The organism is Microbispora sp. ATCC PTA-5024 (assembly GCF_000511135.2).
Taxonomy (GTDB): domain Bacteria; phylum Actinomycetota; class Actinomycetes; order Streptosporangiales; family Streptosporangiaceae; genus Microbispora; species Microbispora corallina.
This window is the reverse complement of the sequence record NZ_KI866525.1, coordinates 1-16407: the sequence shown is the minus strand read 5'-3', so window position 1 is coordinate 16407 and position 16407 is coordinate 1. Positions and strand designations below refer to the sequence as shown.

The following is a 16407-nucleotide window of genomic DNA, read 5'->3' as shown; positions in this document are numbered from 1 at the left end:
GCGAGTCCGCACCCTGGATGTGCGGGCCGCGGCGGTGATCGCGATGATATCGGCCGGACGCCGGCCGTCGAAAGGAAGAACGATATGGAAAGCCTCGACAGGGGCCGGCGCGTCGCCGGCCTGGGCCTGGTGGTCCTCGTCGTCGCGGGCGGCCTCACCGCGTGCTCAGGGGACTCCGGCGGTGACGGCGCCGGCGCCTCGGCGGGCGCGAGCCAGGCCGCCGGCGGCGGGACCTACACGATCTGGGACCCCTACCCGCAGTTCGACGACTCCTCCGACTGGGTGAAGCTGCTCACCCAGTGCGGGACCCAGGCGGGGGTGACCGTCAAGCGGACCGGCTACGACACCACCGACCTGACCAACAAGGCGCTGCTGGCGGCCCAGCAGGGCAACTCCCCGGACGTGCTGATCGTGGACAACCCGGTGGTCTCGACCCTCGCCGACGCGGGGGTGCTGACCTCGACGGACGAGACGAAGATCGACACCTCGGCCGTCTCGCCCAACCTGCTGGCGGCCGGCCAGCTCGGCGGCAAGACCTACGGCATCCCGATCGGGGCCAACACGCTGGCGCTCTACTACAACAGCGACGTGCTGAAGAAGGCGGGGGTGGAGGCCGACGGCATCAAGGACTGGGCGTCGCTGACCGCGGCGCTGGAGAAGGTGAAGGCGGCGGGCAAGAAGGGCATCACGTTCTCCGCGATCGGCACGGAGGAGGGCAGCTTCCAGTTCCTGCCGTGGTTCTGGGGCTCCGGCGCGCAGCTCACCAAGCTGGACTCGCCGGAGGGCGTGGCGGCCCTGTCGCTGTGGACCGACTGGCTGAAGAAGGGGTACGCCCCCAACTCGGTGATCAACAACACCCAGACCACGAGCTGGCAGGAGTTCGCCACCGGCGACTTCGCCTTCGCCGAGAACGGCACCTGGCAGCTGGCCAACGCCAAGAAGACCGGCTTCCCGTACGGCATCATCCCCATCCCGGCGAAGGACGGCGGGACCGCGCCGGCCCCGACCGGCGGCGAGTTCGTCAGCATCCCGGTGCAGAAGGACACGGCCCGTTACGCCACCACCCAGAAGCTGGTGACGTGCCTGACCAGCACGGACAACTCGCTCACCACCACGACCACGCTGTCGTACATCGCCCCGACCGACCAGGTGCAGACCAAGCAGGTCGAGCAGAACCCGGAGCTGAAGGTGTGGGTGGAGGCGGTCAAGGCGGCCAAGGGCCGTACCAGTGACAACCTCGGCACCAAGTACCCGAAGATCTCCGAGCCCATGTGGAAGGCGACGCAGGCCGCGCTGAGCGGCTCGCAGCCGCCGCAGGAGGCGCTGACGGCCGCCCAGAGCGCGGCGGCGAGCGCCACCCAGTAGGCACGCGCGGTGCGCGCGGGCCGCCTCCGCCCGCGCGCACACCGCCGTCCCGCGGACGTCAGATGAAGGAAAGCATGAAACACGCAACACAGACGCCGGCTCCGCCCGCGGCCGGCGACAGGCGGGAGCCCGCATCGGGCCGGGGGGCCGGGAGCACCCGCCGCAGGCCCGCGCGGCGGTCGGGGCAGTGGGCGGCGTGGGCGTTCCTCGTGCCGGTGGTGGTCTACCTGCTCGTGTTCTACGCCTACCCGCTGTACCGCAACGTCGACCTGAGCCTGCGCAACTACACGGTCCGCTCGTTCGTGCAGGGCGACGCCCCGTTCACCGGGCTCGCCAACTACGCGAAGGTCGTCCGCGACGCCACGTTCGGGCCGGCGCTGTGGCACACGGTGGTGTTCACCGTGGTGTCGCTGGCCTTCCAGTTCACCATCGGGCTCGCCCTGGCGGTGTTCTTCACCCGGAACTTCCGCCTGTCGGCCACCCTGCGCGCGCTGTTCCTGGTGCCGTGGCTGCTGCCGCTCATCGTGTCGTCCTCGACCTGGTCGTGGATGCTCGACAGCGAGTCGGGCGTGGTCAACGCGACGCTGAAGGCGGTGGGGCTCGACCCGGTGAACTGGCTGACGTCCCCGGACTGGTCGCTGTGGTCGGTGACCATCGCCAACATCTGGATCGGCATCCCGTTCAACCTCGTCGTGCTGTACAGCGGCCTGCAGGCGATCCCGTCGCACATCTACGAGGCGGCGGCCCTGGACGGCGCGGGCGGCTGGCAGCGGTTCCGCAGGGTGACATTCCCGCTGCTGCGGCCGGTCTCGGCGATCACGCTGCTGCTCGGCCTGGTCTACACACTCAAGGTGTTCGACATCATCTGGATCATGACGAAGGGCGGCCCCAGCGACGCGTCGACGACGCTGGCCACCTGGTCGTACCGGCTGGGATTCGGCAACCTGCTGCCCTCCTTCGGCCCCGGCGCGGCGGTCGGCAACCTGCTGATCGTCATCGCGCTGGTCTTCGGCCTGATCTACATCCGCGCGCAGCGAAGGCAGGTGGGGGCATGACGACGACCCGGCGCGGCTGGTGGCGGACCGGCCTGGGCGTGGTCTTCACCGCGCTCATGCTCTTCCCCGTCTACTGGATGATCAATGTGTCGTTCACCCGCGACCAGGACATGCGCAAGTCGCCGCCGTACTGGTTCCCGGTCCACGGCACCCTGGAGGGCTACCGCGCGGTCCTGGAACAGCAGGGCCCGTATCTGGCCACCAGCCTCGTGGTGGGGCTGGGCACCGTGGCCCTGACACTGGTGATCGCGGCGCCCGCGGCGTACTCGCTGGCCAGGCTGCGCCCGCGCGGCGGCGGCGTGCTGAGCTTCGTGCTGCTGATCGCGCAGATGATCCCCGGTGTGATCATGGCGATGGGTTTCTACGCGATCTACCTGAGCACCGGGGTGCTCAACACCGTGCCGGGGCTGATCGTGGCCGACTCCACGCTGGCCGTGCCGTTCGCGGTGCTGATCTTCACCGCGTTCATGTCCGGCATCCCCGAGGAGCTGCTGCAGGCGGCCCGGGTGGACGGCGCCGGAGTGCTGCGCACGTTCCTCTCGGTCGTGCTGCCGGTCTCCCGCAACTCGATCATCACCGTGTCGCTGTTCGCCTTCCTGTGGGCCTGGTCGGACTTCGTCTTCGCCAGCACGCTCGACCAGGGCGGCGGCCACCAGCCGATCACGCTCGGCATCTACCACTACATCGGCAACAACAACCAGCAGTGGAACGCCATCATGGCCACCGCCGTGGTCGCGTCCATCCCCGCGACGCTGCTGCTCATCGTGGCCCAGCGCTACGTGGCCGCCGGGGTGACCGCCGGCGCGGTGAAGGACTGAGGAAGGTCCCCTCCCGTCCGCGGCCCGCGGCACCCCTTGATTGTTAACGCTAACATTCCCCGTCGTCACGACCCCTTCCCCGACGACGGGATGTGAACGTCCTCTCCCTCACGCAAGGCAAGGAGATCACGCATGTCCTGGACAGCATCGCCCCCGGCGAGGGCGTCGGCCCCACGCGTCCGCCTGAACCGGGCCGGGAGCGCGTCCCTGGCGGCCGCGCTCGCGATCGCGGCCACGGGGTTCGTCGCCGCCCCGCCCGCCTCCGCGGCCCCGGTCGCGGCCCCGGCGTCGACGCTCGTGGTGAAGGCCGACCAGCCGTTCCGCCCGGTCACGCATGTCGCGACGGGGTCCCTCTACGGGCTCGCCGACGACGCGACGCCCTCCGACGCCCTGGTCAAGGCCATCAAGCCGAACACGTTCGTCCAGATGGCCGTGGGCGGCAAGCAGCAGGCGAAGGGCGACGTGCTCGTGGTCGCCGGCAAGGCGGCCCGAGCGGGTGCGAAGGTCGTGAACCGCCTGTCGGACTACTACGCCGGCTGGCCGTACCAGTTCAGCTGGGACACCTGGCCGGGCGTCGTGGAGCAGCAGGTCAAGGCCGTCCAGGCGTCCGGGGCCACGAACATGGCGGCGTGGGAGCTGTGGAACGAGTCGGACAACACCTGGCTCGCGTCCAACGGCACCTACGAGGACTTCTGGACCAAGACCTTCCGTCAGGTGCGGTCGCTCGACCCCACCACGCCGATCCAGGGCCCGAGCTTCTCCGACAACATCAACGACATGGAGAACTTCCTGGAGAACGCGGTCGCGACCGACACCGTTCCCGACATCATCTCCTGGCACGAGCTCATCAACTCGGGCAAGATCGTGGGTGACCTCGCCAAGGTCACCGCCATCATGAAGAACCTCGGCATCAGCCCCCGCCCGATCTCGATCGAGGAGTACGCGGCGCCCTCCGAGGTCGGCATCCCCGGCGCCCTCGTCGGGTACATCGCGAAGTTCGAGCGCTACGGCATCCACGACGCGGAGCTCGCGTTCTGGAACGGGTACGGCGCGCTCGGCGACCTCCTGACCGGCACCGGCGGGAGCCCGAACGGCGCCTACTGGCTCTACACGTGGTACGCCGACATGAGCGGGGACATGGTCACCACCACCCCGCCCAACGCCACGACCGGCCTCGACGGCGCCGCCGCCGTGTCCGATGACAAGAAGCAGGTCAGCGTGGTCTTCGGCGGCGGCAGCGGCGCCACCGCCGTCAAGGTCGACGGACTGGACAAGCTCGACCTGGGCGGCACCGTCCACGCCAGGCTCGAGTACACCCCGTCGTACGGGCGGACCAACCCCGTCGCCGGTCCGATCACCATCTCCGACACCCTCTACCAGGTGACCGACGGCTCCATCACCGTCCCGGTGGCGATGGGCTCCGCCAACGCGTACCACCTGGTGATCAGCGGGGCCGGCACGGCGACCGACCTCGAGAGCACCTACCGGATCACCAACCTGAACAGCGGGCTCGCCCTGGGCACCCGGGACGCGGGGACGTCGGCGGGGACCCTCGTGAACCAGGCCGCCGTCGCGGAGGGCGCCACCCAGAGGTGGAAGCTGGTCTCCGCGGGCTCCGGCCTGTACAAGGTGGTCAACGCGGCCGGCGGCTTGGTGCTCGGGGTGAAGGACGCCTCGTCCGGCAACGGCGCGTCCGCCGAGGTGGAGACCGACACGGGCGGCAACGGCCAGCTGTGGCAGGTCGTCCCTGACGGCAAGGGCCACAGCAAGCTCGTGAACTACGACACCGGTCTCGTGCTCGCCGTCGACGGCATGAGCAAGGACTCGGGCGCCCAGGTCGTGCAGTGGAGCGACACCACCGTCACCTCCTCCGGCATCGGCGGCACGCGGGTGACCGGCAAGCTCGGCAAGGCCGTCGCGCTGTCGGGAGCCAACCAGTACGTCAACGTTCCGCGCGGCGCGGTGAGCGGCGTCACCGGCGACTTCACGGTCTCGATGTGGGTCAACCCGGCCAAGAACACGACGTGGTCGCGCGTGTTCGACTTCGGCACCGGCACGTCGAACTACATGTTCCTGACGCTCAACAAGAACACCGGGCTCCGCTTCGCCATCACGACCGGCGGCGCCGGCGGGGAGCAGCAGATCAGCTCCACCACGACGCTTCCGCTCAACACCTGGTCGCTGGTGACGGTGACGGTGTCCGGCACGACCGGCACCCTCTACGTCAACGACCAGGTCGCGGGCACCAACGCCAATGTCACTCTCCATCCCTCCAGCCTCGGCAGCACCACCCAGAACTGGATCGGCCGTTCGCAGTACTCGGGGGACCCGTACCTGGCCGCCGCGGTCGACGACTTCAACGTGTACAGCCGGGCGCTGACCGCGTCCGAGGTGTCGGCCCTCGCCACCGGTCAGGCCGGCGCGGGCGACGTCCTGCGCTACACGTTCGACGAGAGCACGGGAACGGCCGTCGCGGACGCGTCGGGCAACGGGCGCAACGCGACCCTCGTCGCCAGCCCGGCTCCCGCGACAGGCGACGCCTCGGTCCCGGACCACTTCTGGACGCTCACGCCCTACCTGGCGATCAAGGGCGTGTCCGTGGCCGACGGCGCCTCCGTCTCCGGCACGCCGACCTTCACGGTCGACCTCGGCGGTGCGGCGTCCGACGTGTCCTACACCTACATCGAACTCAACCGCGGCGGCGTCTGGCTGACCGACAACACCAAGGCGCCCGGCAGCCACAACGACGGGCTCCACCCCACCCTCGTCGTCGACACCACCGCCTACCCGAACGGCACGTACCAGCTCAAGATCGACGCGGTCGGCGCGAACGGGCTGACCACCGAGCAGACCGTGTCGATCGTGATCGACAACCCTCCGGCCTGGGCCGCGACCACGGTCTACAACACCGGCGACCAGGTGTCCTACCACGGATCCGTCTGGCGCACCCTGTGGTGGACGCAGAACCAGACCCCCGGCGATCCGTACGGGCCCTGGCAGCAGATGGTGACCACGGCGGACGGCACGGCCGTGTGGACCCCGTCACGGGTCTTCGTCGCGGGCGACCGGGCCGACTACCAGGGCGTCGTCTACCAGGCGCAGTGGTGGACGCGCAACCAGACACCCGGCACCCCCAACGGCCCCTGGAAGCGACTCGGATGAGGCCGGCCGGCTGATGCCACGGGGCCGGGCGCACTCCACGCGCCCGGCCCTCCGCCTTCCGGGGCCTGTCCCCGGGGCACTCGCCATGACCATGGGCCCGGAGGGGAATCACCATCCCGGGGTCGGGAAGCGGCGCGGGGGTCTCGCCTCTCGAAGGGTGGTGGATCATGCACATGAAGGTGCGCGACGTCATGACCGCGAACGTCGTCTCGGTCACGGGGAGCACGTCGTACCGGGACGTGGCCCAGGTCCTCATCGCCCGGGGGGTGAGCGCGCTCCCGGTGGTCGATCCGCGGGGCCATGTGATCGGCGTGATCTCAGAGGCGGACCTGCTGCGCAAGGAGGAGTTCCGCAAGCAGTTCTACGGTGAGGACTACCGTCCTCCGCTCCGTCTCCGGCTGCGTGAGCAGTTCGGCGGCCGGGGGGCGACCATGGAGGACAGGGCGCGGGGGGAGACGGCCGCCGAGCTGATGTCGGCCCCGGCGGTCACCACCCGTCCGTTCACCAGCGTCGTCAGCGCGGCCCGGCTGATGAGCGAGCACGGCGTCAAGAGACTGCCCGTCGTCGACGACGAGGGCCGGCTCGTCGGCATCGTCAGCCGCCACGACGTGCTCAAGGTCCTCGCCCGCTCCGACGACGACATCGCCCGGGAGGTGCGCGAGGAGGTGGTGGACGGCGCGCTGTGGGCGGACCTCTCGCAGGTCCGCGCCGACGTGGCGGGCGGTGTGGTGACGCTCAGCGGGCGGCTGGACCGCCGCGGCGACGCCCGCACCCTGGTGCACATGATCGAACGGGTCAACGGTGTGGGCGAGGTCGTCGACAGGCTGGAGTGCGCGGAGGAGGGCTCCGGCCTCAGGGCCTGACCGGCGGTTCCACGGTGGCCGGGAGGCACGGGAGGCCGGTGTCCGCGGGGCGGGCGTCAGGCGTGGACCAGCAGCTCGTCGAGCGGCTCGTCACGGTGCAGCCGCCCGATCGCGTCCGCCAGGAGCGGGGCGATCGAGCACACCCGGCGCGTGCGCGGCCCATCGCGCTGCGGCAGGGTGTCGGTGACCACCACGTCGTGGATCTCCGGCCGCGCCAGCCGCCGGGCGGCGGGCTCCACGAGCACGCCGTGGGTCGCGGACACGGCGATGTCCGCCTGCGCTCCGCCTGCCAGCAGGACGTCCACCGCCGCATCGATCGTGCCACCCGTGGTGATCATGTCGTCCACCAGCAGCGCGGGCCGTCCCGACACCTCACCCACCAGTCCCTCGGTCATCACGTCCGCCCCCGTCAGCCTCGTCTTGCGCACCATCACGACCGGGCGCGACAGCAGCCGGGCGTAGTGCCGGGCGAGCCTGACCGCGCCGAGATCGGGGGCGACGACGACCGCGTCGGCCGGGAGCCGCTCCCACAGGGCGTTGGCGAGGACGGGCACCGCCGTCAGCGCGTCCGTGGGCATGGCGCAGACCGCTTCGATCGCGGGCATGTGCGGATCCACCACGACGAGGCGCCCCGCCCCGGCGGTGGCGAGCGCGTCCGCCATCACGCGAACGCCGATCGCCTCCCCGGGCCGTCGTCGCCGGTCCTGCCGCGCGTACCCGAAGTAGGGCGCGACGACGGTGACCCGCCCGGCCCGGTCGCGCCGGCACGCGTCGAGGAGCAGCAGCAGTTCGATCACGTGGTCGTTCACCGGGGGGCCGGTCGGCTGGACGAGGTACACGTCGGCCCCCCGCACGTTCGCCACGACGGGACGGAGCTCGCCGTCCGGGAACCGCTCCACCTCGGACGCCGCCGGCTCCATGTACAGCTCCGCCGCCACGGCCTCGGCCAGGCCGCGGTTGGCGGTCCCCGCCACGATACGCAACGTCATGACGATCACCCGCGCACTCCCCGGAAGGCGGCCCTCCACGGTGCGTGCCCCGCAGCGGCGTGCGCATAACGGACTACCGGGGCAGACGGGGTATGCCTCGTCAGGAGGGCTCCGTGGCGGCGGACTGGGACGGACCCGGGCCGGTCCTTCAGGGGGTGCGTCATGACCATGCCGATAGTCGTCGGCGCCGACGGCTCGCCGGCCTCGCTCCAGGCCGCGGAGTGGGCCGGGCACGAGGCCGTGGTCCGCGAGGCCTCGCTGTGGATCGTGCACGTGCCGCCCCGGTGGTCCTACGGCGTACCGCTCGTCCCACAGCCCGGGCGCTGGGCCGCGGCGGTCCAGGCCGAGGGACGGCGGATCCTCGAGGAGGCGACGATCCGCGCCCGCGCGGGCGCGCGGCGTCTGCGGGTCGACACCGCGATCCTGGAGGGCGTGGTGCCCGAGACGCTCGTGGCGGCCGCCGGGGCGGCCCAGCTGATCGTCGTGGGGGACCGGGGCAGGGGAGGGTTCGCCGGGTTGCTGCTCGGCTCGGTGGCCCGCCACGTCGCCGCCCGGGCGCCCTGCCCCGTGGCCGTGATCAGGCAGGCGGTCGGGCAGGCGGAGACCGGCGACCACGGGGAGATCGTCGTGGGCGTCACCGGGCGGCCCGACCAGGAACCCGTTCTGGACTTCGCGTTCCAGGAGGCCTTCCTGCGGAAGGCCCGCCTCCGCGCCGTCCGCGCCTGGACGCACCCCACCGTGACCGGGCCGGGGGACGCGCGGCCACTGTTCTACGACGTGGAGGAGGTCACCGAGCAGGAGACGCGGTCGCTCGCCGCGACGCTGGCCACCCGGGCCGGCGGGTACCCCGGCGTCCCGGTGACCCGGCAGGTCGTCCACGAGCATCCGGCGAAGGCCCTGATCGACGCGTCGGCGACGGCCGACCTGCTGATCATCGGGGTCCGCCTCAGGACACCTGCCGTGCTCGGGCTCGGAGCCGTCGCCCACGCCGTCCTGCATCACTGCGCCTGCCCGGTCGTCGCCGTGCGCCACTGACACGTCGCGCTCGTGGTGCCGCCTGCGGTGGCCGCTCAGCCCGCGGCGTTCGGCGCGGACGGCGCGGAGACCAGGGAGAAGTACGCCTCCTCCTCCTGCGCGAAATGCAGGGTGAGCACCGCGTACAGGCCGTACAGGCACGCCCGCAGGTCGTCGAGCTGGTCCGCGCGTGGGCCCCGATCCGCCGCGAGGTCGAGATGGCGGCTCAGGCGCCGGACCAACCTGTCGATCTCGGCATGGGCCCTGCTCATCGTCACGGTCGCCTCAGGGCCGCCGAGCAGACGCGCCATGGCTGGATACAGCCGCGACTCCTCGTCATGCTCGTGCGGCAGCAGGTCGCCGGTCAGGAACGCGTGCACGCGCCGCAGGTCGGCCAGCGCCTCCCCGGGCTCGCCGGGGCGCAGCCGGTCGGCGACCTCGCGGATCAGCTCCAGCGGCGGCCGGAGCTCCGCGTGCTCGCGCTCGAAGCGGCGCAGCAGGTCGAAGGTCGGCCTGTCCAGCGGCAGCCGCGTGCCCCTTGCCGCACGCAAAGCGCGAAGGGCGTTGAGGATCACGGCGACGTCGATGACCTCCTGGAGCACGGCGCCGGCGGTGGGCGGGAGCGCGCCGGCCGCGGCGGCGGCCATGGCCACCAGCGACAGGGCCATGCCGGCCCCCGCGCTCTGCAGGGCGATCCGGCGGGTGCGGCGGGCGACATCCATGGCGTCGGCGAGCCGGTCGATCCGGTCCGCGGTCAGCACCACGTCGGCCATCTGGACGGAGGCGGCGGTCCCGCGGGCTCCCATCGCCACGCCGAGATCGGCGGCGGCCAGCGCCGGCGCGTCGTTGATCCCGTCGCCCACCATCATGGTCGTGGCCCGCCGCGCCTCGTCCCGTACGCCCTCGACCTTGTTCGCGGGCGTCTGCTCCGCCAGCACGCGGTCGACGCCGAGCACGGCGGCGACGCTCTCGGCGACCTCGGCCCGGTCGCCGGTGAGCATCACGACCCTGTCGATCCCCGCGCTCCGCATGCGCCGCAGGGTGCGGCCGGCGTCCCCGCGGACGGCGTCGCGCAGCAGGATCACCCCGGTCACCTGGTCGTCCAGGCTCACCCACACCGTCATCGCGCCGTCGAGCGCGGCCCGGGCGCGCTGGGCGCCCTCCCAGGCGGACGAGCGGGAGCCGGGCGCCTTGCCCACGCGCACGCGGCGTCCTTTGACCAGCGCGGAGGCGCCCGTCCCCGGCACCTCGGACACGTCCTCGGGCGTGGGCAGGGCCAGCCCGCGCGTGCGGGCCGCGCGCACGATCGCGGCGGCCAGCACGTGGGAGGACATCTGGTCGACGGCGGCCGCGAGACGGAGGACCTCCTCCGGATCCCCTCCCGGAGCGGCCAGGACGTCCACGACCTGCGGGCGGCCCTCGGTGAGAGTGCCGGTCTTGTCGAGCACCAGTGTCCGAGCCCGGCCCAGCGTCTCCAGCGCTCCGCCGCCCTTGACCACGACACCCTGCCGCGCCGTACGGGACAGGCCGGAGGCGATCGCGGCCGGCGCGGCCAGCAGCAGCGGGCAGGGCGTGGCCACGACCAGGACGGCGACCGCCCGCACGGCGTCCCCGGAGATCAGCCAGGCGCCCCCGGACGCCAGGAGCGTGGCCGGCACGAACCAGGCAGCGAACCGGTCGGCCAGGCGGACGATCGGGGCGGAGCCGGCCTCGGTCTCCCGTGCCAGCCGTACCAGGCCCGAGTAGGCGCTGTCGGCCGCGCTCGCCGTCGCCCGCATGTCGAACGGCGGTCCGGCGTTGACCACGCCGCTGGGCACGCTCTCGCCCTTCCGGTGCTCCACCGGCAGCGACTCGCCGGAAAGGGCGGACTCGTCCAGGAGCGCGCCCTCGGACTCGACGACGCCGTCGACGGGCACCATCTCGCCGCTGGGCACCAGCAGCCGGTCGCCCCGCCGCACCTCGTCGGCCGCGACCCGGCAGGGGACGCCCTCCTCGTACCGCCGGGCCTCTCGCGGCGCCCGCTCGTACAGGGCGGTCAGATCACGGCGGGCCCGCCGCAGCGCGTAGTCCTCCAGGACCCGGCCGCCCGCGAGCATCACGCCGATCACCGCTCCGGCGAGGTACTCCCCGACGGCCAGGGCGCCGCCCAGGGCGAGCACCGCGATCGCGTCGACCCCGAGCCGGCCGGCGCGCAGCGCGGACACCACCCACCACAGCGCGGGGACGAGCGCGACGACGGTGCCGACCGCCCAGACGGCGTCACCGGCGGTCGCCTCTCCCAGAAGGCGCAGGACGCCCCCGGCCGTCAGGGCGCCCACGGTGCCCGTCAGCAGCGCGATCCGTCTCACCTGTCCAGCCTCCCCTCGCCACGAGGACGCGGATAGGGCCGGTATCCCCGTTTTCGCGGACGAAAGGCCTTGCGGTGGCCGGGGACGGAGCGCGACGGGTTCGGGCAGAAAGGAGCGCCCGCCGAGACGATCGGCGGGCGCTCCGGTCCTCACGGCCTCGTCGCCTCACGGGCGCGGGGCCGTCATGCCTCTCAGGGGGTGGTCAGGTCGAACCGGCGGACGGTCACCGAGCCGCCGAGGGCCTGGGTGGCGTAGTTGAAGATCCCGAACCGGTAGCCCATGAAGAACTGCCAGGCGTTGTTCAGGGTGAAGGCCGGGCCGAGCGTGGTGAAGTTGACGCCGTCAGTGCTGTAGGAGAACTTGGCCTGGCGGCCCGACCCCGGCCGGATGTCGGCGTTGACGCGCAGCCAGATCCGGCCGCCCGACACCGCGGCCGAGGCCGCCTCGCTGCCGGTCGACGTGGTCTGCCAGCTCCCGTTCATCGTCAGGTTGTTGGTCATCACGACCCGGTACGCGCCGTTGTCGCGGCGCACCCCGATCCAGGCCGAGGAGTCGCGCAGCATCGCCAGGCCCGCCCGGTCACCGTTGGCCATCGCGGAGTAGTCCAGCTCGATCGTCGCGGTGGACGAGGGCCCCTGGATGCGGTGGGTCAGCGTGTTGCGCGCGTTGTACAGGTCGTCGGTGACGGTCGCCGTCTGCAGCCGCAGCCCGCTGCCCGACGACCACTTGGTGTTGTCGGGGTTGTGGTTCCACTCCCAGCGAGGGTCGAGCGCGCTCGTGCTGAACGTGTCCGGGCCGATCATCGATTTGACGGTCTTCGTCGTGGAGATGTTCGGCTTCGGGTACGTGGCGCCCCAGCCGCCGTTCACCGTCTGCACCGACGGCCACCCGTCGGAGCTCCACGAGATCGGCGCCAGCACCGGCACCCGGCCGCCGGGGTAGGCGTCGACGAACGCCATGTAGTACCAGGAGCCGTTCTGCGTCTGCACCAGGCCGCCCTGGTGCGGCACTCCGCCGCCCGAGATCGGGCTCGGCATGTCCAGCAGCACCTGCCGCATCTCGTACGGCCCCCACGGGCTGGTCGAGCGCAGCACGTACTGGCCGTTGGCCGGGCGGGTCATCCAGATGTAGTAGTAGCCGTTGCGCTTGTAGAAGCGGGAGCCCTCCAGCGTGCCGACGCTGGACGGCGTGCTGAACACCTGCTGGGTCCGCACCTGGCTGAGCCCGTCGGCGGACAACTGGGCCACGCTGACGTTGGTGTTGCCGTAGGCGACGTACATGGTGTCGTTGTCGTCGATCAGCAGACCGGCGTCGTAGTAGCAGTTGTTGATCCGCGAGCGCTTGGTCCACGTGCCGTCGACGGCCGACGCGGTGTAGACGTAGGTGCGGTTGAACTCGGTGCAGCCGATCCAGTAGTACGTGCTGTTGCTGGGCCGGTAGTTGAACGCCGAGGCCCAGATGCCCTTGACGTAGGCGCGTCCGCCGCTCAGGTCGTAGGCGCTGGAGTCGAAGTCCAGCCGCGGCACGGAGTGGCCCGCGTACTCCCAGTTGACGAGGTCGTAGGAGCGCAGGATCGGCGCGCCGGGAGAGTAGTGCATCGTCGAGGCCGAGTAGTAGTAGGCGTCGCCGACCCGGATGATGTCGCCGTCGGCGAAGTCCTGCCAGACGACGGGGTTGTTGTACTGGCCCGTCGGCGTGGGGGTGGGGGTCGGGGTCGCGCCGTCGACGCGGACGAGTTGCCACTGCTGGTTGTTGCCGCCCCAGTCGTCGTACTGGACGACGTTGGCGTTGTCGGCGGTGGAGGCGTTCTGCACTTCGAGAGCCTTGTTGCTGTTGCGGTTGATGAAGCGGACGTAGCCGCCGGAGGAGTCGGCCAGGCGCCACTGCTGGTTGGTGCCGTTGCCGTCGGTCCACTGGACGACGGAGCCGCCGTTGGCGGTCGACCGGTTGTACACGTCGAGCACCTTGCCCGAGTGGCGGGCCTTGATGCGGTAGTAGCCGCCGCCGGAGTCGACGAACTGCCACTGCTGGTTGGGGGTGTCGCCCCGCGTCCACTGGGTGACGCGGGCGCCGTCGTTGGTGGCCTGGCCGTAGACGTCGAGCACCTTGCCGCTGTTGCGGTTGACCAGCACGTACCAGGCGGACGTGTCGACGGTCGCCGCCGATGCAGCGCCCGTGTTGAGCACGAGCATCGAGCCGGCCAGGACGGCCGTGACCACGGCGGCGATCAGGGCTCGCCAGGGGCGCTGCCGGGGGAGGGCCTTGGGGACCTCGCCGAGGGCGATCATGTGTTCTCCTTCGATCTCCGGGCCGAACGGCCCAGGGGGGATGTGGAACCCGGGCGGGGCGCGCTCGCCGCGTCACCGGGACTCTTCGGCGTGGAGTTCCGCCACCTCCGTGTGAGGGCGATCGACCGGGCCGACGGGCACGGTGAAGAGCCGTCTCCGCGTGCGGAGACGGCTCTGTCACGCGGCTTCCGGGGTCAGCTGCGCAGACTCCACTGCTGGTTTGCTCCGCCGTTGCAGGCCCACAGGATGATCTTGGTGCCGTTGGCGGTGGCGGCGTTGTTGGCGTCGAGGCAGAGCCCGGACTGCACGCCGGTGATGGTGCCGTTGGAGTTGATGTTCCACTGCTGGTTGGTCTGGCCGTTGCAGTCCCAGATGATCACCTGGGTGCCGTTGCTCGTGCCCTGGCCGTAGGCGTCCAGGCACTTGTTGCCGTACACCTGGAGCTGCTTGCTGGAGGTGGAGGTCCAGCGCTGGTTGGTCTGGCCGTTGCAGTCCCACAGCTGCACCTGGGCGCCGTTGGACTGGGAGACCCCGGTGACGTCGAGGCACCGGCCCGACTGGCCGCCCACGATCTGCTGACCGCCCGTGGTGCCACCCGTCGAGGTGGCGTATCCGGCGGCGACGATGTTGGCCTGGACGGCGTTCTCGGTGGCGTCGCTGGGGTAGCCGGAGGTCATGACGCCTTCGTAGAAGGTGCCGGCGGAGCCATGGCTGTTGTCGCCGCCGATGCCGAGGATGATGGCGCCTTCCTTCTTCATGGGGTTGTAGCCCGACACGTTGGGGCGGGACCCGTTGTAGAAGGTGGACAGGCTGCCGGATTGGGCGTTGCCGCCGCGGATGGCCCAGTGGTTGGACTCGCCCTTGATGATGGCGGTCAGGAAGCGGTGGCCGATGGTGGGGTCGTTGGCGTTGTAGCCGGCGTTGACGCCGGAGAACAGGCCGTTCTCGAGGTCGGCCATGATCCAGGGGCCGTTGCCGGTGCCGTAGCCCCAGACCTTGATGTTGCCGAAGTAGATGGCCTCCATCGTGCCGTTGCCGTTGTCGCGGCTGTTGGTCTCGGCGTTGCCGTAGTCGAAGCAGCAGCCGCCGTTGTAGTGGGTGCCGTCGAAGATGGCGTACATGCCTTCGGGCTGGTCGCCCTTGGCGACGCCGTTGGTGGCGTTGTTGCGGTAGCCGGTGCCCGCCGCGACGTACACGCCGTAGGCCTTGTGCCCACCGACGGTGATGGGGGCGGCTTTCGCGTCGGCCAGGTTGTCGTAGCCGCCGGCGGCCGGGCCGGCGAACCCGCCGGGAGGCGCCTGGGTCAGGCGGTTGTTACGGCCGGACTGGTCGTAGATGACCGTGATGACGCAATTGGTGTTGGCGCAGAAGGAGTCCTGGGCGGCGGAGTCGGCGACCCCGCCGGCGCTGAGGACGCCGATGTCGCGGGTGGTGTTGTCGGAGGAGCGCCGCACCTGGTACAGCGGGCCGGTGTAGGCGGCGTACAGGGCGCGGGTCGTGCTGTGCGCGGCCACACACGGGGTGCCGCCCGCGGCGTAGATGTCGCACGGCTGGCTGGTGGCGGCCTGGGAGGGGGCGGCGACGCCGGTCAGCGCGCCCGCGGCCAGGGCGGCCGCGGCGCCGGCCGACAGCAGCGTCTTTTTGAGGTGCCGTAATCCGGACCCGACAGTCATGGGGGAACCTCTGCCTTTCAATTGGGGGGTGTGTCGCGAATGCCGCGGCGATTTCGGGCGTGCGTCATCGGCGAAAGGCGTCGGTGACGGTCCCGTCGCCGCTATGGGGTCGGGCATGCGGGGGCGTGTGTGAAGGGCATGCCTCAGGGCCTGCGGTTTCGCGACAGGGAGGGAAAGGGGAGTGTTTTGTTAGCGTTAACATCCGTGGGTGCTATACGGCCTCCGACATGATGACGCCTGTGGGGTTGACGGCCTCACTATGGAACGGAACCGTATGTTGCGTCAAGGTTTCGGACGGGTTATCAAAATACGGCGAGGCCCGGCGGCCTGAATGGAGACGGGCCTGTCCGCCCTGCCCGCGACGCCGCCCGCGTCCGGCCGCCCGGGGTGTCGTGCCGAGAACGCAGGACCCGCCGTGCCGGCGTCGCGGGGACGATCGCGGTCGCGTCGGGCGGGGCGTCGTCGGCCGTTTGCGGGAGTCCGACGATGAACGTTTCATCGCGGCCCGGTCGCCGTCGGCCGCCCTGCGGAGGTAGGCGGGCGACGGTGCGGAGCCGGGCGGGCGGGGGAGTGGCCGGGGGCTTGACGCGGCGTCGGCAGATCGTATTTGCTCCGCCGCACCACCACCTACGAGTACGCCTCCATGGAGCGGGGCCGGTCCGGGCGTGATTGTTAGCGCTAACAGAAGGGCTGTTCAGGCCCGGCCCCGTCCTCCGTCCACCCAGGATCCAGGAGTTCGCCCATGAAGATCAGCCGCTTTGGGCGCCGCCCCGCCGCGGCCGCCGCGACCGGACCGGCTCGGGTCGCCGATGCGGGAAGGGGGCGGTGAGCG

Annotated in this window: 10 protein-coding genes; 6 read left to right on the top strand and 4 right to left on the bottom strand. The window is 71.3% G+C overall.

The features are described from left to right. Window positions 1–84 precede the first annotated feature (84 nt). The 5 genes from MPTA5024_RS26120 (at window position 85) to MPTA5024_RS26100 (ending at window position 7263) form a co-directional block, all read left to right on the top strand. Window positions 85–1365 (top strand): sugar ABC transporter substrate-binding protein, encoded by a 1281-nt coding sequence (locus tag MPTA5024_RS26120; protein WP_036329589.1) that lies wholly within the window; start codon window positions 85–87, stop codon window positions 1363–1365. A 74-nt stretch (window positions 1366–1439) separates the two neighbouring features. After that, on the top strand, window positions 1440–2420 hold the full coding sequence (locus tag MPTA5024_RS26115; protein WP_036329587.1) for a carbohydrate ABC transporter permease: 981 nt from the start codon (window positions 1440–1442) through the stop codon (window positions 2418–2420). Continuing rightward, the gene (locus tag MPTA5024_RS26110) at window positions 2417–3238 is read left to right on the top strand and encodes a carbohydrate ABC transporter permease (RefSeq protein ID WP_036329585.1); all 822 of its coding nucleotides are present in this window, start codon (window positions 2417–2419) and stop codon (window positions 3236–3238) included. Before MPTA5024_RS26115 ends, MPTA5024_RS26110 begins: the two co-directional genes overlap by 4 nt. Window positions 3239–3370: 132 nt before the next feature. After that, the gene (locus tag MPTA5024_RS39070) at window positions 3371–6400 is read left to right on the top strand and encodes a LamG-like jellyroll fold domain-containing protein (RefSeq protein ID WP_063794778.1); all 3030 of its coding nucleotides are present in this window, start codon (window positions 3371–3373) and stop codon (window positions 6398–6400) included. A 167-nt stretch (window positions 6401–6567) separates the two neighbouring features. Beyond that, window positions 6568–7263, top strand: a complete 696-nt coding sequence (locus MPTA5024_RS26100; RefSeq protein ID WP_036329583.1) for a CBS domain-containing protein — start codon at window positions 6568–6570, stop codon at window positions 7261–7263. A gap of 56 nt (window positions 7264–7319) precedes the next feature. Here MPTA5024_RS26100 and MPTA5024_RS26095 read toward each other — a convergent pair whose 3' ends face one another. Continuing rightward, window positions 7320–8252: a ribose-phosphate diphosphokinase gene (locus tag MPTA5024_RS26095; protein ID WP_036330722.1), complete on the bottom strand. Its 933-nt coding sequence runs from the start codon at window positions 8250–8252 to the stop codon at window positions 7320–7322. A gap of 162 nt (window positions 8253–8414) precedes the next feature. On the opposite strand from MPTA5024_RS26095, the gene MPTA5024_RS26090 reads away from it, so the two are divergent. After that, a complete protein-coding gene (locus tag MPTA5024_RS26090; protein ID WP_036329581.1) occupies window positions 8415–9287 on the top strand; it encodes a universal stress protein in 873 nt (290 codons plus the stop codon). Window positions 9288–9322: 35 nt separating this feature from the next. Here MPTA5024_RS26090 and MPTA5024_RS26085 read toward each other — a convergent pair whose 3' ends face one another. The 3 genes from MPTA5024_RS26085 to MPTA5024_RS43795 form a co-directional block, all read right to left on the bottom strand. Continuing rightward, the gene (locus tag MPTA5024_RS26085) at window positions 9323–11614 is read right to left on the bottom strand and encodes a heavy metal translocating P-type ATPase (RefSeq protein ID WP_084370024.1); all 2292 of its coding nucleotides are present in this window, start codon (window positions 11612–11614) and stop codon (window positions 9323–9325) included. A gap of 191 nt (window positions 11615–11805) precedes the next feature. Beyond that, window positions 11806–13902 (bottom strand): family 43 glycosylhydrolase, encoded by a 2097-nt coding sequence (locus MPTA5024_RS26080; protein ID WP_051458687.1) that lies wholly within the window; start codon window positions 13900–13902, stop codon window positions 11806–11808. A 194-nt stretch (window positions 13903–14096) separates the two neighbouring features. Then, window positions 14097–15575, bottom strand: a complete 1479-nt coding sequence (locus MPTA5024_RS43795; protein WP_084370023.1) for an arabinofuranosidase catalytic domain-containing protein — start codon at window positions 15573–15575, stop codon at window positions 14097–14099. Between the last annotated feature and the right edge of the window lie 832 nt (window positions 15576–16407).

Bases quoted from the DNA above. Each gene is read 5' to 3' on its own strand.
- MPTA5024_RS26080 (WP_051458687.1), bottom strand. From the start codon at position 13,902: ATGATCGCCCTCGGCGAGGTCCCCAAGGCCCTCCCCCGGCAGCGCCCC.
- MPTA5024_RS26120 (WP_036329589.1), top strand. From the start codon at position 85: ATGGAAAGCCTCGACAGGGGCCGGCGCGTCGCCGGCCTGGGCCTGGTG.
- MPTA5024_RS26110 (WP_036329585.1), top strand. From the start codon at position 2,417: ATGACGACGACCCGGCGCGGCTGGTGGCGGACCGGCCTGGGCGTGGTC.
- MPTA5024_RS43795 (WP_084370023.1), bottom strand. From the start codon at position 15,575: ATGACTGTCGGGTCCGGATTACGGCACCTCAAAAAGACGCTGCTGTCG.
- MPTA5024_RS26090 (WP_036329581.1), top strand. From the start codon at position 8,415: ATGACCATGCCGATAGTCGTCGGCGCCGACGGCTCGCCGGCCTCGCTC.
- MPTA5024_RS26095 (WP_036330722.1), bottom strand. From the start codon at position 8,252: ATGACGTTGCGTATCGTGGCGGGGACCGCCAACCGCGGCCTGGCCGAG.
- MPTA5024_RS26100 (WP_036329583.1), top strand. From the start codon at position 6,568: ATGCACATGAAGGTGCGCGACGTCATGACCGCGAACGTCGTCTCGGTC.
- MPTA5024_RS39070 (WP_063794778.1), top strand. From the start codon at position 3,371: ATGTCCTGGACAGCATCGCCCCCGGCGAGGGCGTCGGCCCCACGCGTC.
- MPTA5024_RS26115 (WP_036329587.1), top strand. From the start codon at position 1,440: ATGAAACACGCAACACAGACGCCGGCTCCGCCCGCGGCCGGCGACAGG.